The sequence below is a fragment of the Herbaspirillum autotrophicum genome (genome assembly GCF_001189915.1).
Lineage (GTDB): Bacteria > Pseudomonadota > Gammaproteobacteria > Burkholderiales > Burkholderiaceae_D > Herbaspirillum > Herbaspirillum autotrophicum.
In genome coordinates, this window is the sequence record NZ_LFLS01000025.1 from 1 (window position 1) to 14088 (window position 14088).

The 14088-nt window shown below is 57.2% G+C and carries 12 protein-coding genes; 11 read left to right on the top strand and 1 reads right to left on the bottom strand.

Annotated features, from left to right (window positions below; genetic code table 11):
• The 11 genes from AKL27_RS18265 to AKL27_RS18310 all read left to right on the top strand — a co-directional run bounded on the left by AKL27_RS18265 (position 1) and on the right by AKL27_RS18310 (position 9686).
• Positions 1–930 (top strand): branched-chain amino acid ABC transporter permease, encoded by a 930-nt coding sequence (locus AKL27_RS18265; protein ID WP_050464294.1) that lies wholly within the window; start codon positions 1–3, stop codon positions 928–930.
• A gap of 240 nt (positions 931–1170) precedes the next feature.
• Complete coding sequence (locus AKL27_RS18270) at positions 1171–2394, top strand: FAD-dependent oxidoreductase (RefSeq protein WP_050464356.1); 1224 nt, start codon at positions 1171–1173, stop codon at positions 2392–2394.
• Positions 2395–2512: 118 nt separating this feature from the next.
• Positions 2513–2884 carry a glyoxalase superfamily protein gene (locus tag AKL27_RS18275; protein ID WP_050464295.1) on the top strand — a complete coding sequence of 124 codons (372 nt, stop codon included), beginning with the start codon at positions 2513–2515 and terminating at the stop codon, positions 2882–2884.
• 46 nt (positions 2885–2930) lie between these two features.
• A complete protein-coding gene (locus tag AKL27_RS27830; RefSeq protein ID WP_157056992.1) occupies positions 2931–3263 on the top strand; it encodes a hypothetical protein in 333 nt (110 codons plus the stop codon).
• A complete protein-coding gene (locus AKL27_RS18280; RefSeq protein WP_050464296.1) occupies positions 3203–3964 on the top strand; it encodes a sulfite exporter TauE/SafE family protein in 762 nt (253 codons plus the stop codon). Before AKL27_RS27830 ends, AKL27_RS18280 begins: the two co-directional genes overlap by 61 nt.
• Before the next feature lie 173 nt (positions 3965–4137).
• Positions 4138–6078, top strand: a complete 1941-nt coding sequence (mnmG, locus tag AKL27_RS18285) for a tRNA uridine-5-carboxymethylaminomethyl(34) synthesis enzyme MnmG (RefSeq protein ID WP_050464297.1) — start codon at positions 4138–4140, stop codon at positions 6076–6078.
• Between the two features lie 7 nt (positions 6079–6085).
• Positions 6086–6745, top strand: a complete 660-nt coding sequence (rsmG, locus tag AKL27_RS18290) for a 16S rRNA (guanine(527)-N(7))-methyltransferase RsmG (RefSeq protein WP_050464357.1) — start codon at positions 6086–6088, stop codon at positions 6743–6745.
• A complete protein-coding gene (locus tag AKL27_RS18295) occupies positions 6745–7281 on the top strand; it encodes a lipocalin family protein (protein ID WP_050464298.1) in 537 nt (178 codons plus the stop codon). Before rsmG ends, AKL27_RS18295 begins: the two co-directional genes overlap by 1 nt.
• 1 nt (position 7282) lies before the next feature.
• Complete coding sequence (leuE, locus tag AKL27_RS18300) at positions 7283–7915, top strand: leucine efflux protein LeuE (protein ID WP_050464299.1); 633 nt, start codon at positions 7283–7285, stop codon at positions 7913–7915.
• Positions 7916–7922: 7 nt separating this feature from the next.
• Complete coding sequence (locus tag AKL27_RS18305) at positions 7923–8693, top strand: ParA family protein (RefSeq protein WP_050464300.1); 771 nt, start codon at positions 7923–7925, stop codon at positions 8691–8693.
• Between the two features lie 81 nt (positions 8694–8774).
• On the top strand, positions 8775–9686 hold the full coding sequence (locus tag AKL27_RS18310) for a ParB/RepB/Spo0J family partition protein (RefSeq protein ID WP_050464358.1): 912 nt from the start codon (positions 8775–8777) through the stop codon (positions 9684–9686).
• Positions 9687–9732: 46 nt separating this feature from the next.
• Here the strand turns inward: AKL27_RS18310 and AKL27_RS18315 are convergent, their stop codons facing one another.
• Positions 9733–14052, bottom strand: coding sequence for a dermonecrotic toxin domain-containing protein (locus AKL27_RS18315; protein WP_050464301.1), 4320 nt, complete (start codon positions 14050–14052; stop codon positions 9733–9735).
• Positions 14053–14088 lie beyond the last annotated feature (36 nt).

Consider the following 14088-nt stretch of genomic DNA (forward strand, 5'->3'; position numbering starts at 1 on the left):
ATGCCGTTCGGTTTGTATCCGGTGTTTTTGATGAAGATGTTGTGTTTTGCCTTGTTTGCCTGCGCCTTCAATTTGCTGATCGGCTATACCGGCTTGCTGTCGTTCGGCCATGCGGCGTTCTTTGGTGCGGCCGGTTATGTGGCCGGACATGCGCTCAAGAACTGGGGCGTGCCGACTGAACTGGGTCTGGTGCTGGGTACCGTCACCGGCGCGCTGATCGGTCTGGTGATGGGCCTGCTGGCGATTCGCCGGCAGGGGATTTACTTCACCATGATCACGCTGGCGCTGGCGCAGATGTTGTACTTCGTGGCGTTGCAGGCACCGTTCACCGGTGGCGAAGACGGTCTGCAAGGCATCCCGCGCGGCAAGCTGCTGGGCTTCATTGATCTGGGCAACGATCTGACCTTGTACTACGTGGTGCTGGCGATTGCGATTGCCGGTTTCGTGTTGATCGTGCGCACCATCCATTCCCCGTTCGGGCAAGTGTTGAAGGCGATCAAGGAAAACGAACCGCGCGCCATTTCACTGGGCTATGACGTTGACCGTTACAAGTTGCTGGCGTTTGTGTTGTCGGCCGCGCTGACCGGTCTGGCCGGATCGACCAAGGCGCTGGTGCTGGGCTTTGAAACGCTGACCGACGTGCACTGGAGCATGTCGGGTCTGGTGGTGTTGATGACACTGGTCGGCGGTCTGGGCACCATCATCGGTCCTATCGTCGGCGCCGTGATCATCATCATGCTGGAAAACAAGCTCGGCGATATCGGCAACTGGCTGGCCAGCGTGACGCACATCGAGTGGTTCACGACGCTCGGCGATTCGGTCACCATCGTTACCGGCTTCATCTTCATTGTTTGTGTACTGGCGTTCCGCCGCGGCATCGTCGGCGAAATTCTGGCGCTGGCGGGCAAGAAGACTTCCGCGCCGCATTAAGCAACCGCGTCCGGCTAAACAGCCGCCGCACAGAAATCGGTAAAACGATTTGTGTGTGGCGGTTTTTTTATGGGCGCGCAATTTAAAATGCTCGCTGCCGATATGCCCCCGGAGGTTGCAGCAAAGGGGATGTAGAAACTGAACTCGCCCTTGTTGAGGGCGAGTCCGCATTAACAAACAGAAAGAGTCATTCGTGTTCAGTTTTCATTTTGCGGCGGCGACGACGGCAATGCCATGCGCATGACATCACTTAAGATAGCCATCGCCGGTGCCGGTCCCGGCGGACTTGCCGCTGCCTTGTATCTGCATCGGGCAGGGCATCACGTGACGCTGCTCGAGCGGTTTGCCGAACCGTCAGCAGTCGGCTCCGGTTTGATTTTGCAGCCGACCGGATTAACGGTGCTGGACGATCTCGGCCTGTTCGATGACATCGCCGCACTCGGCAGCCGTATTGATCGCTTGTTCGGCGCGGATGCAACTTCCGGCCGCACCGTACTCGATGTGCGCTATGCCGCCATCAAAGGCGGCCGTCATGGTATTGCCGTGCATCGGGCGGCGCTGTTTCATGTGCTGTTTGAAGCCGTACAGCGGGCCGGCATCGCTATCGATACCGGGCAGGAAATCGTTGGTCTGGAATCGTCCGTAGCGCAATCATGGCTGATCACGAAAGAGGCGCGCCGGCTCGGTACCTTCGATCTGGTGATTGATGCCAGCGGTTCACGCTCGCGTCTCAAGCGCTACGCCTTGCGCAGTTGTGAACCGAAACCGCTGACGTACGGTGCGTTCTGGGCCTCGTTGCGTGCTGACGCTGACAGGTCGGGCGATAACGCGCTGATTCAGCGCTACCAGAATGCAACTACGATGATCGGGTTGTTGCCGATCGGCAGGGCAGCGCCGGACCAGCCCGTAATGAAAGCTTTTTTCTGGAGTACCAAACCGGACCATGTCGAGGCCTTGATCGCGGCCGGGATTGAAAGCTGGAAAGAGAAGGTCTGTTCCCTGTGGCCGGAGTGTGAATCGTATCTGGCACAGATCAATGATTTCGATGACATGACGCTGGCGCGTTATGGCCATCACACGTTGCCGATGCCGTTCGGTCCCAACCTGGCGATCATCGGGGACGCCGCCCATTCGACCAGTCCGCAGTTGGGGCAGGGCGCCAATATGGCATTGCTGGACGCGCGTGCCTTGAGCCATGCGCTGGCGACCAGTACCGACCTGGCCTCGGCCTTGCCGCGTTACGCCGCCTCACGTCGCTTGCATATACGCACTTTCCAGAGCTTGTCAGCGGCCTTCACGCCGTTTTATCAGTCCGACTCGACACTGTTCCCCTGGATTCGCGATAAGGTCGTGGCGACCCTGTCACGCGTGCCGCCGGCGCCGCAGTTACTGGCGTCGATGGTGGCGGGTACCTTGATCGATCCGTTCAAACCGATTGGCCTGACTGAACGGCGTTGGGAATGATGTTTTTCCGTCGTGAAAGCATTCGCTCATTGTCATAAAAGCAATGTATAAAGCTGTGGATAAGTCGATGATAACTTGGCCGCAGAATATTCAACATCACCTCTTCACCTCACACATCATGAAACTGTTGCCAGCCATTCCTGTTTTTCGCATCTTCTCGGTTGAAAAAGCCAAGGAGTTTTATCTTGATTACCTCGGTTTCTCGCTGGACTGGGAGCATCAGTACGAAGACAACTTCCCTTTGTATCTTCAGGTGTCGCGGTCTGGATTGATTATCCACTTGAGCGAGCATCACGGCGACAGCACGCCGGGATCGACGGCATTCATCCCGGTAGAAGAGATTGATGCCTTTCATGCCGAACTCTCGCAAAAGAACTACCGCTTTGCCAAGCCGGGAGTCGACACCGAAGGCTGGGGGCGGGTGATGCAGATCGCCGACCCGTTCGGTAACCGGTTGCGATTCTGTGAATTCAATAAAGAAGAAGCCTGAGTCTGGTCCCCGGCCGGCAGCATTGATTTAAAAGCAATGCTGCCGCTTGGCGCTGAATACTTGCCGCAAGGCATGGCCGGTTGGTCGGTGCCGGCGCGAAAATCTTGTTCTGTTGCCGGCACTGCCCGCTATCGAAATACATTGCCTGGTGGTGGGGCAGGCCGGGGAAATTGTCCTGAAGCCGTCGCTGCCCAAGAGTAAAATAGACGTCCTGTCTGGCAGTCATCTCAGTCGGCTGCTTATCTTGTTTTATCCCCATTTCCGCGAAAGTTTTCCCGATGTATTCCTGTCTGCTGTTGTCGTCACGGGTGGTTTGCCATGCCTGACTATTTCATTCTGTGTGCCGCTGCATTTCTCGCCGGGTTGGTTGATGCGGTAGTCGGTGGCGGTGGCCTGGTACTGATTCCTGCCTTGTTCTCGGTTTTCCCCAATATGGCGCCGGCCACCTTGTTTGGTACGAATAAAGTCGCCAGTGTCATGGGTACCTCCGCCGCAGCCATCAATTTCGCAAAAAAAGTCCGGATTCAGTGGAGTGCTGCTACCCCTGCAGCAATTGCGGCTTTTGCCTTGTCTTTTCTGGGTGCTTATACCGTTACCCATATTCCAACCGACCTGATCCGCAAGGCCTTGCCGTTTGTGCTGATCGCGGTTGCTATCTATACCCTCAAGAAAAAAGACTTTGGCAAAACCCATGCGCCATTGCTTTCGGGCAGCAGGGAAAAATGGTTCGCGGTACTGATAGGTGGGGGCGTCGGATTTTACGATGGCGTTTTCGGTCCTGGTACTGGCAGCTTCCTGGTGTTCTTGTTTGTGCGGGTATTTGGCTATGATTTTCTGGCGGCCTCGGCCGTATCCAAGGTAGTCAACGTTGCTACCAACCTCGCCGCATTATTCTGGTTTTCCTATAGTGGCCACGTTATCTGGCAACTCGGTTTGTTGATGGCAATTTTCAATATCGCGGGTTCGTTGATTGGCAGCCGGCTCGCCATCAAACATGGCAGCGACTTTGTGCGCAAGTTATTCCTGTTCGTGGTGAGTGCCTTGATTTTGAAGACCGGTTACGATGCCTTCTTCAAATAGCTTTTAGTCACGATTGTTTCACGTGGAACAATCGGATCATCATTTGGATAAAAACATGGGGCTGCGGCTCCATGTTTCACGTGAAACATTCGAATAAATAAGACAGGCCCCAATGCCTGCCTTAAAAAGACTTTATAATCACGCCTCTGTTCACCGTCTCCACGAGGCGCATTATGCTATTTCCTACACAATTTGATGTCATCGTTGTCGGCGGCGGTCACGCCGGAACCGAAGCGGCCCTTGCTTCTGCACGCATGGGGCAAAAGACTTTACTGCTGACGCACAATATCGAAACGCTCGGTCAAATGTCCTGCAATCCATCCATCGGTGGTATCGGCAAGGGGCATCTGGTCAAGGAAGTCGATGCGATGGGTGGGGCGATGGCAATTGCTACCGATGAGGCGGGCATCCAGTTCCGCATCCTGAACTCCTCCAAGGGACCGGCAGTACGTGCCACCCGGGCCCAGGCCGACCGCATCCTGTACAAGCAAGCGATCCGCTCGCGACTGGAAAATCAGCCCAATCTGTGGCTGTTCCAGCAAGCGGTGGATGATTTGCTGGTCGAGGGCGAACGTGTCATTGGCGCCGTAACCCAGGCCGGCATCCGTTTCCAGGCCAATGCCGTAGTACTGACGGCCGGTACTTTCCTCGACGGTAAGATCCACGTTGGCTTGAGCAACTACTCGGCGGGACGCGCCGGTGATCCGCCGGCGATCTCGTTGTCGGCGCGGCTGAAGGAATTGAAGCTGCCGCAAGGGCGCCTGAAGACCGGTACGCCACCGCGTATCGATGGCCGCAGCATCGACTTTTCGGTGCTCGAGGAGCAACCGGGCGACCTTGATCCGATCCCGGTATTCTCGGTCATGGGTAATGCCGCCATGCATCCGCAGCAAATGCCATGCTGGATTACCCATACCAATCAACAGACGCACGACATCATCCGCTCCGGTCTGGATCGCAGCCCGATGTACACCGGCGTCATCGAAGGGGTGGGGCCACGCTATTGCCCATCGATTGAAGATAAGATCCATCGCTTTGCCGACAAGGATTCGCACCAGATTTATCTGGAGCCGGAAGGGCTGACCACCAACGAATTCTATCCAAACGGCATCTCCACCAGCTTGCCGTTCGACGTGCAACTGGCGCTGGTGCGCTCGATGCGCGGCATGGAAAATGCCCATATCCTGCGCCCCGGCTACGCCATCGAATACGATTATTTCGATCCGCGCGGCCTGAAGTCCTCGCTGGAGACCCGTACCATTCAAGGTTTATTCTTTGCCGGCCAGATCAATGGCACCACCGGTTACGAAGAAGCAGCAGCACAAGGCATGCTGGCCGGACTGAATGCGGCATTGCAGACCCAAGGCCGTGAGGCCTGGACGCCACGCCGCGATGAAGCCTATCTCGGCGTGCTCGTAGATGACTTGATTACGCAAGGCGTGCAAGAGCCATACCGCATGTTCACCAGCCGTGCCGAGTACCGCCTGAGCCTGCGTGAAGACAATGCCGATGCCCGTCTGACCGAAATCGGTCGCAAGCTCGGTTGCGTCAGCGATGCCCAGTGGGCACAGTTCGAAACCAAGCGCGAAGCGGTTGCACGTGAAATGGAGCGGCTCAAGTCGACCTGGGTCAACCCGCGCATCCTCGGCAGTGTCGAGGCCGAACGGGTATTGGGCAAGGCCATTGAGCGTGAATACAATCTGGTCGATCTGTTGCGCCGTCCGAATGTTGACTACGCCACACTGATGACGCTGACCGGTAACGAAGGTCAGGCGCTGGCCGGTCCCGGCGTGGATGAGCCGGTGGTACGCGAACAGGTGGAAATCCAGGTCAAGTACGCCGGCTATATCGACCGTCAGGCCAAGGAAGTAGGACGCCACGAACACAATGAAAATCTGAAGCTGCCGCTGACACTGGACTATATGGAAGTCAGCGCCTTGTCGATTGAAGTGCGGCAAAAACTCAACAAACACAAGCCGGAAACACTGGGCCAGGCTTCGCGCATTTCCGGCGTTACGCCGGCGGCCTTGTCCTTGTTGCTGGTGCATTTGAAAAAGGGCGGCTTGAAACTGCATGGACCGGACACTGCTGCGTCCGAACATCAGGCAGCCTAGGATGACGATGGCAACAATCAATACCAACACGTTGGCCGGGACCTTGCGCACCGGCGCACTGGAGCTGGGTCTCGATCTGAATCCGGCCCAGCAGGAAAAACTGCTGGCCTATCTGGCGCTGATGGCGAAGTGGAACAAGGTGTATAACCTGACCGCATTGCGCGATCCGCAACAGATGATGACACATCATCTGCTGGACTCGCTGGCAGCGGTAGCTGCATTCAGCGGCGCCCGCAACGTACTCGATGTCGGTGCTGGTGGCGGCTTGCCGGGCATCGTGCTGGCTATCTGGGCCGAGCAGGCCGCGCCCGACATGCGCATCAGCATGATCGACACGGTCCACAAGAAAACCGCATTTCTGACGCAAGCCAAGGCTGAGTTGCAATTAAGCAATGTATCGGTCTATACGGCGCGGGTTGAACAGTTGCAAGTTGAGCAACTGTTCGATGTGATTACTTCGCGCGCCTTTGCCGAACTCAATGATTTCATCAACTGGTCGCAGCATCTGCTGCAAGCTGGTGGTCGTTATATCGCCATGAAAGGCGTCTTGCCCGCAGATGAAATTTCCCGTTTGCCGGCTGGCTGGAAAGTCACCGGCAACCGCCAGTTGCAAGTCCCGGGTCTGGACGTCGAACGCCATTTGATCTTTATAGAAAGAGGGCACTGATGAAGAAACTCGTACTGAGTGCAATACTGGCCATCGCCAGTTTGCAAACCGTCACCGCGCAAGAAGTCAGCGCCGTACCCGCAGTCGATCTCAAGCGCTATGTCGGCAAATGGTATGAAATCGCAAAATTCCCCAATAGTTTTCAAAAGAAATGCGTTGCCAACACCAGCGCCGAATATCGTGCGCGCGAGGATGGCGCGATTGATGTCATCAATCGTTGCAAGACCGCCGACGGCAGCGTCGATGAAGCACAGGGTCTGGCGCGCGTGATCGACACCGGCAGCAACGCCAAATTGCAGGTGCGCTTTGCACCGGCCTGGTTATCGTGGTTCCCGCTGGTGTGGGGCGATTACTGGGTGATTGATCTCGATCCCGACTATACGGTCGCCACCGTCGGTACGCCGGCGCGTGATTACCTGTGGATTTTGTCGCGCACACCGGCGCTGTCGGCGGCGCAGTACGAGACCGCAGTCAATAACGCGACCAAGCAAGGCTTCGATACTTCCCGTCTGATCAAAACGGTACAGGAGCAATAACATGCTGGCCACATTTCACGCCCTCGGCATTACCGATGTCTGGCAACTGATTGCCGCTACCGTCATCTTTCTGATGTTGCCTGGACCCGGCACGTTTTGCGTGCTGACATGTTCGGCCAAGCATGGTTTGCGCGGCGGCTTTGCGGCTATCGCCGGCCTGATGCTGGGTGACATCGTCTTGATGTTCCTGGCAGCGATTGGCGTGGCGGCGTTGCTGCATGCCAACCCGCTGCTGTTCAAGGGCATGCAGTATCTGGGCGCGGCCTATCTGGCTTATCTTGGTGTGCGACTGTTGTTGGCGCGTGGCGAAGACAGTGGCGCGCTGGTGCCGTTTTCCAATGCCGCCGATTTCCGTCGCGGTTTTCTGGTGACGCTGATCAACCCCAAGGCCATCGTGTTCTACATGGCGTTCTTTCCCGTGTTCATCGATCCGGCTACGCAACGCGGCAGCCTGACCTTCCTGACCATGGGCGCGGTAATTTGTACTTGCACGCTGTTGTATGGCAGCCTGCTGGTGGTGGCTGGAAATGCTGCCGCCAAACGACTGGCCCGTAATCGCACCATCGCTTCACTGGCATCACGCGCTGCAGGAATTTTCCTGATCGGCTTCGGCATCAAATTGACGACAAACTAAAACACCTATGGCTAAAATTTTTTGCGTTGCAAATCAAAAGGGCGGTGTCGGTAAAACCACTACTGCCGTCAACCTGGCTGCCGGACTGGCGCAACACAAACAGCGCGTATTGCTGGCCGATCTGGACCCGCAGGGCAATGCAACCATGGGGGCCGGCATCAACAAGTCGACCCTCGAAGGCTCAATCTACGAAGTGCTGCTCGGCATGGCTGACATCAAGAGCGTGCGCAAGACTTCCGAAACCGGCAGTTTCGATGTGCTGCCGGCCAACCGTGAACTGGCCGGCGCCGAAGTTGAAATGGTGGAACTGGAAAACCGCGAAAAACGCCTCAAGGATGCGTTCGCAGCGGTCGCCGATGATTATGACTTCATCCTCATCGATTGCCCGCCGGCGCTGTCGCTGCTGACCCTCAACGGTTTGTGCGCAGCACACGGCGTGATCATTCCGATGCAGTGCGAATACTATGCGCTGGAAGGTTTGTCGGATCTGGTCAATACCATCAAGAAGGTGCATGCCAAACTGAATCCGGATCTCAAGATCATCGGTCTGCTGCGGGTCATGTTCGACCCGCGCATGACCTTGTCGCAACAGGTATCGGACCAACTCGAACAGCATTTTGGCGACAAGGTTTTCAAGACGGTGATTCCACGCAATGTGCGGCTGGCGGAAGCGCCGTCGTATGGCATGCCGGGCGTCAACTTTGATGCGGCTTCCAAAGGTGCGCAAGCGTATATCGCGTTTGGCGCCGAGATGGTGGAGCGCATCAAAACCCTGTAACAACAGCGCCGGTCGGCCTGTGTTGAGGCACAGGCCGGGTGCGGATCGAATCTGCTGTATATCAATATCTGGATGAATGACATGGCAACGAAAAAATCAAAAGGCTTGGGCCGCGGACTGGAAGCACTGTTGGGTGGCTCCTCCGACATTACTGAAGAAGTGCCGGTGATCGCCGGCTCGCCGTCGGTGATGGCAGTGACCGATCTGCAGGCGGGTAAATATCAGCCGCGCAGCCGCATGGATGAAGGTGCGCTCAATGAGCTGGCGGCGTCGATCAAGGAGCAGGGTTTGCTGCAACCGATCCTGATTCGCCCGATTGCTTCGCACAACGGTCATGACCGCTATGAAATCATCGCCGGTGAACGTCGCTTCCGTGCCGCCAAGATTGCCGGCCTGACGGAAGTGCCGGTATTGGTCAAGGATGTCGACGACCAGACCACGGCGGCGATGGCGCTGATCGAAAACATGCAGCGCGAGGATTTGAATCCGCTGGAAGAAGCGCAAGGTATTCACCGCCTGATCACCGATTTCAATTTCACGCACGAACAGGCCGCGGTGGCGGTTGGCCGTTCGCGCAGCGCGGTTTCCAATCTGCTGCGCTTGCTGAATCTGGCCAAGCCGGTGCAGACCATGCTGATGGCCGGCGATATCGACATGGGCCACGCCCGCGCCTTGCTGGCGGTCGACTCGGCGACCCAGATCAATCTGGCCAATCAGGTTGTGGCCAAGCGCATGTCGGTACGCGAAGCCGAGAAGCTGGTGGTGCGCACGACAGTGGAACAGGCTGCCACCAACAAACCGCACGGCAAGGGCGGCAAGGAAAAGTCGCGCGACATTTCACGCCTGGAAGAAGAACTGTCCGACTTGCTGGCAACGCAGGTGGCGATCAAGACTGGCGCCAAGAACAAGGGCCAGTTGATCATCAACTTCTCCGACCTCGATGCACTTGATGGCGTGATTGCCCGTTTGCGCGGCGAAATGGCCGAGCAATAAATTCCTCCGGGGCCGCGCACTGTGCGGCCTTTTTTAATGCCGCTGCTCACCTCCGGGTTTGCAGCCAGGTATGTGCGTTACCCATCTGATTGATTTGCCCGAGCGGCAGCGCCATATTCGCCGCCGCCTCGATGCGGACTCGCATCGGCAGCGACAGCGAGAAATTCCAGGTATGTGCTTTCAGTTTGACGGCTTCGCGCAATTGGCGCATGTCCGGCAACTGCTCATTGATCACCTTGTTGAACACATCGGGACCAGTGACATGGAAAATTTTCCGCATGTAAGCGTACAGCCGCCGCTCATTGGCGGTATTGATATCGGACGACACTTCCGTGCGTTGCGCCGCAGTCAGGCGTCTGGGGCGCGGATTGACATAGAGCTCGGGCGACTGCAGATAGCGTCGGTAGCTTTCTTCTGAAATCGCGTGCAGCGTCGGATTGTTTTTTTGTGTTCCGAAGATGCTGGTGTTGTATTGCGTATCCATTCCCAACAGCGGATTCGAGACCGGATCATCCAATGCCAGGCCGTTCGCCGTAGTTCTGATTTCAATGCTGCCGGGCGGCGCCGTCAGCGTATCGTCGCAGTCCAGATACAAGCCGCCTTCATGATGCAGCAGGCGATAGCGCAGGACGTCAGCGGCGGATGCATAGTTGGTGGCAACGCCGCCATTGCCGTCGATTGCCGCGAGGTATTGATTGAAGTATTTGCTGTGTCGGAAACGCTGATAGAACGGCGTGTCTTCGAGCACCACCACCGACACGTTTGGCGCCTTGGTGCGAATATGCGCAAGATTGCTGGCGTAGGCGGCCCGATTGCGGTTGGACAGGTAGAGTTTCATTTCGTATGGATGGGAGCCCTGGCGCGCCATGACGGCATTGTTTTCCAGGCTGGCGAGGATGGTATCGCGGCGCGGCGCCGGAATTTCAGCACCGACCCAGATACTGTGAACGACGCGCGGGATCGGTTTGGCTGCCGGCGTCGTCGCCGCGGCAGACAATCTGAACGGCAGCTTGAGATCAATGCCCAGTGCCCGCAAGGTCGCTTCGCGCTGGCTGTCGGTGACGGTCCGCACGGCTTGCGGATTGACCGGCACCATTTCGTTATAGCGCGGGAAATAGCGGGTTTGTTGCCATGGAAGGACATCGGTAAACGCATTCTCTTCGAGGTTATAAATGAGTCGGCGGTTTTGACCCGCGATCGTTGCAAAAAAATATTCGACGCCATCGCTGGAACTGGACACTTTCTGGATCAGGCGCGCCACTTCGGCGTTGAATGGCCGTTCGGCCATTCTTCCCGCCAGCCGGCCCATTGTGCTTTGGCTGCCGCCGCCGCCGCGCAGTGAAATCTTGTGCCAGACATTGTTGGTGTCCGCCGCGCCGTAGCCGGCGGACTGGAGTTGCTCCGGATGGTTCGGGTCACGCTGGAACAGATCGCGGTAGCCGACGGTGTTTTTCGATGATTGCCAGTAATAGCAGGTCTGGCCATCGATTTGCACAGCAGTCATGCCGGCCGGCGTTGCCAGGGAGGCGACCCCGGAATGCGGCGTTGATGCTGGCGCCGGACTTGCTCCGGGCCGGGCTGGCTGGGGATGATCCCGGTTGCGGGCAGCGCCGGTGTCGCGGGCGGATTTGTGAAAGCGTGGGCCAAGAGCTGTGGATGATTTTGTACTGCCTGGTGTACCTCCTTGCGTTACGCCGTCCAGTGAGGCGCTGCCCAGATGCGCCAAACCTTCGAAAAACGACTGCCAGGCATCATCCTTGTGATCGTTCTGCAGCGCTTCATTGATATCGGAGAACGAGATGGCCGCGCGTATCAGCGACAGCGGGATAGTGATTTTCGGAGGCAGGAAAATCCCGGCGATATCGAGCGCCAGATTGATTCTGTCCCAGCGCTTCTGGCGATCTTCTTCAGCGTTGGTGGTGGTTCTGGCATCGGCATCTTCAATGATTTGCCGTGCCTGCATGCGGTAAGCGGCGCGCAGGAAATTGCCGGTAATGATCTCGTCATCGACATTGCCGTTGCGCAGACCGGTTGTTACGGTTGCTTGCCTGTCCGTTCTGGCATGCTGCCGCAGATAGTCGCGCATGGCGGAGTTGCGGATGACGCTGTGCTTCATTTCTTCGCGACTGCCGAATTCTCGCAGGCGTTTTCCATCCGGGGCATCCGGCATATACAGAATGACTTTGGCGATACCGGTGTCGCGGAACGGGGTGTCGGGCGGGATATTGTTGTGGTTGTAGGCTTGCGAGATCGGCAGCAATTGCGGAGCGTGTTTGACCAGGACCGGCGCCTGCGTTCCGAACAGCAGGACATTGCCGAGTGCGTTGCCGCCGACGCTCAGCCTGCGTGCCTGCAGCGGTTGTCCGTTGTGCACGCTGGGGGTTGGTCCCAGTGCTGCCATTACCTGGCGCATGCTGTCGTCACTAATGTCGCCGCGAATTTTTGCTTCACGACTGTCCAGTCGCAAGCGCGCCTCCAGAAATTGCATGTATTGCTTTTCTCTGGCCGTACCCTCGGCGGAATCCAGTAAATGCGCCTGCAACAACTCCTGGTAGTGGCGCCCGATATCGACGGCGCGCAGCATGCGGCACAGATAGTCATGGGTCATGTGCGGCACGGCATAGCCATCACTATCCGTGACCGTCATTTCGTTCCAGCCGGCATCACCAAGCTGGCTGGCATTTGCCAGCGACAATGCCGTCAGGGTTTGACGCAAGGGAATTTTCCGGATGGTGGTCGGGTTGGGAATCGGTGGTTTGTGCTCCATATAGATTTGCGTCGTGACGGTCACCTGATCAGGATCGATATCAAATCCGAGGTCGTGTTTTATCTGTTCCCGTACCTTGTTGGCGGCATAGGTATTCAGAAATTCCGGATCAAGATATTGCCGCATGGAGGGCAGGCCGCTGGTCCGTATTGCTTTTAATGCGACTTGATATTGCTGAAATTCGGTACGCCATTTTCCAATGTCATCGGCAGTGGCCTTTTTCAGAAATGCTTCGACCAACAGCAAATGGCGGGTATCGTTGATATTGGTGATATCGAACATGGCGTGCAGATCGCCGGCGCGGCGCAGTGCTGCATCGGGCGCGCCGGATGGTTGCCGGCCGCTGCTGATGGCAAAGGCAATATCGCGTTGCTGCCGGTCCAGCAGCGACTGAACCGTTTCGGCCGCCGGCGGCCCGACAATCGCATCGTAATGCAGGGACATCGTATGGCCGGGACGAGCAGCCCGGGCGCGCTGTTCATCGTCGATGTATTCGAAAAGTTGCGTGCGCTGATCTTGCTGGTTCAGGCTGGTCTGCATGAAGTTTCGGTATTCCTGGGCCGATGCAAACTCCATCAAGCCTTGTCCGGGCGCCATCAGCAACACCGGACCGGAAGTGGTATCGGGGCGGTCAGCGATGCTGCGCGTGATCAGCAGCATGCCGTTCAGGAGCAATTTGCCGGGCGTGCCGTTTTCCTGCAGCGCCATGCGGAAGGCACCGGGTTTGTTGCCACTGCCTTGATCAACGCTGCCGAGCTGGTCGAGTAGTTGTTTTCCGGTCACCGACAGGGTTGCTTCGTGAACGCGCAGTGCTGCTTCTGCCTGACGTTGTTCGCGAACCGCCGAGATCAGCCGGGTTTTGGGCGAGCCAAGAGCGGGATTGAGGATGTCGGTCTGATCCCAATATTTTTTGACGGCATTCTGATATTCACCGGCACGGCGTTCGATCGTGTTGCGCAGGACATTTTCAAACGCCATTACATGCGCCGTGGTCTCCATGCCGGGCACGATTTCAGCGGGATTATTGACGGCATTGCCGGCGGCATAAAAGAATCCGGTTTGTCCCACGTCATAGGTCGGGATACGCCCGGTATTCAATGCATTCTGCAATACCTGGCGCAAGCTTGCCGAGGACGTCGGCCGGCGCTCCGGAACATGGTTATCGCCGTCCAGGACCACGGTGGCATTGACATATCCGGTAACGTAGATCTGTTCCGGATCGAGTGGTTGCCGGACCTGCGGAAATGCCGCTGTCAGCGCGTCCCGGAAGGCACTGGCAATTACCGGCTGAAAGCCGGGCTGGGCAAGCAGCAATTGGCCGACGCGGGTATCCGCTTGCGCCAGTTGTGTCGTCAATGCGAGTACTGCTGACGACGTTGTCATCTTTCCGCTGGCGTTATACATCGGATCGATACTGCCGGGTGCGGCGCGTTTCTGCATCCCTTGTTCGCCGATGCGGATGGCGCTGTCCGGGGCAACCTCTTGCGAGCCTTGCCGGGTGTTTGCTGATGGCGGCGTTGACGTGTTGCTGCTGGCCGTTTGTCGCAGGTGCAGTTCCTGGACATTGATCTCGGTACAACTGGTTTCGATTCTGCTCATGAGATTTTCCGGGAAGTGGCAGGAACGTATCGGCCT

Coding starts and splice junctions, on each gene's coding strand:
- AKL27_RS18265 (WP_050464294.1), top strand. CDS start 1: ATGCCGTTCGGTTTGTATCCGGTGTTTTTGATGAAGATGTTGTGTTTT.
- AKL27_RS18270 (WP_050464356.1), top strand. CDS start 1,171: ATGACATCACTTAAGATAGCCATCGCCGGTGCCGGTCCCGGCGGACTT.
- AKL27_RS18275 (WP_050464295.1), top strand. CDS start 2,513: ATGAAACTGTTGCCAGCCATTCCTGTTTTTCGCATCTTCTCGGTTGAA.
- AKL27_RS18280 (WP_050464296.1), top strand. CDS start 3,203: ATGCCTGACTATTTCATTCTGTGTGCCGCTGCATTTCTCGCCGGGTTG.
- mnmG (WP_050464297.1), top strand. CDS start 4,138: ATGCTATTTCCTACACAATTTGATGTCATCGTTGTCGGCGGCGGTCAC.
- rsmG (WP_050464357.1), top strand. CDS start 6,086: ATGGCAACAATCAATACCAACACGTTGGCCGGGACCTTGCGCACCGGC.
- AKL27_RS18295 (WP_050464298.1), top strand. CDS start 6,745: ATGAAGAAACTCGTACTGAGTGCAATACTGGCCATCGCCAGTTTGCAA.
- leuE (WP_050464299.1), top strand. CDS start 7,283: ATGCTGGCCACATTTCACGCCCTCGGCATTACCGATGTCTGGCAACTG.
- AKL27_RS18305 (WP_050464300.1), top strand. CDS start 7,923: ATGGCTAAAATTTTTTGCGTTGCAAATCAAAAGGGCGGTGTCGGTAAA.
- AKL27_RS18310 (WP_050464358.1), top strand. CDS start 8,775: ATGGCAACGAAAAAATCAAAAGGCTTGGGCCGCGGACTGGAAGCACTG.
- AKL27_RS18315 (WP_050464301.1), bottom strand. CDS start 14,052: ATGAGCAGAATCGAAACCAGTTGTACCGAGATCAATGTCCAGGAACTG.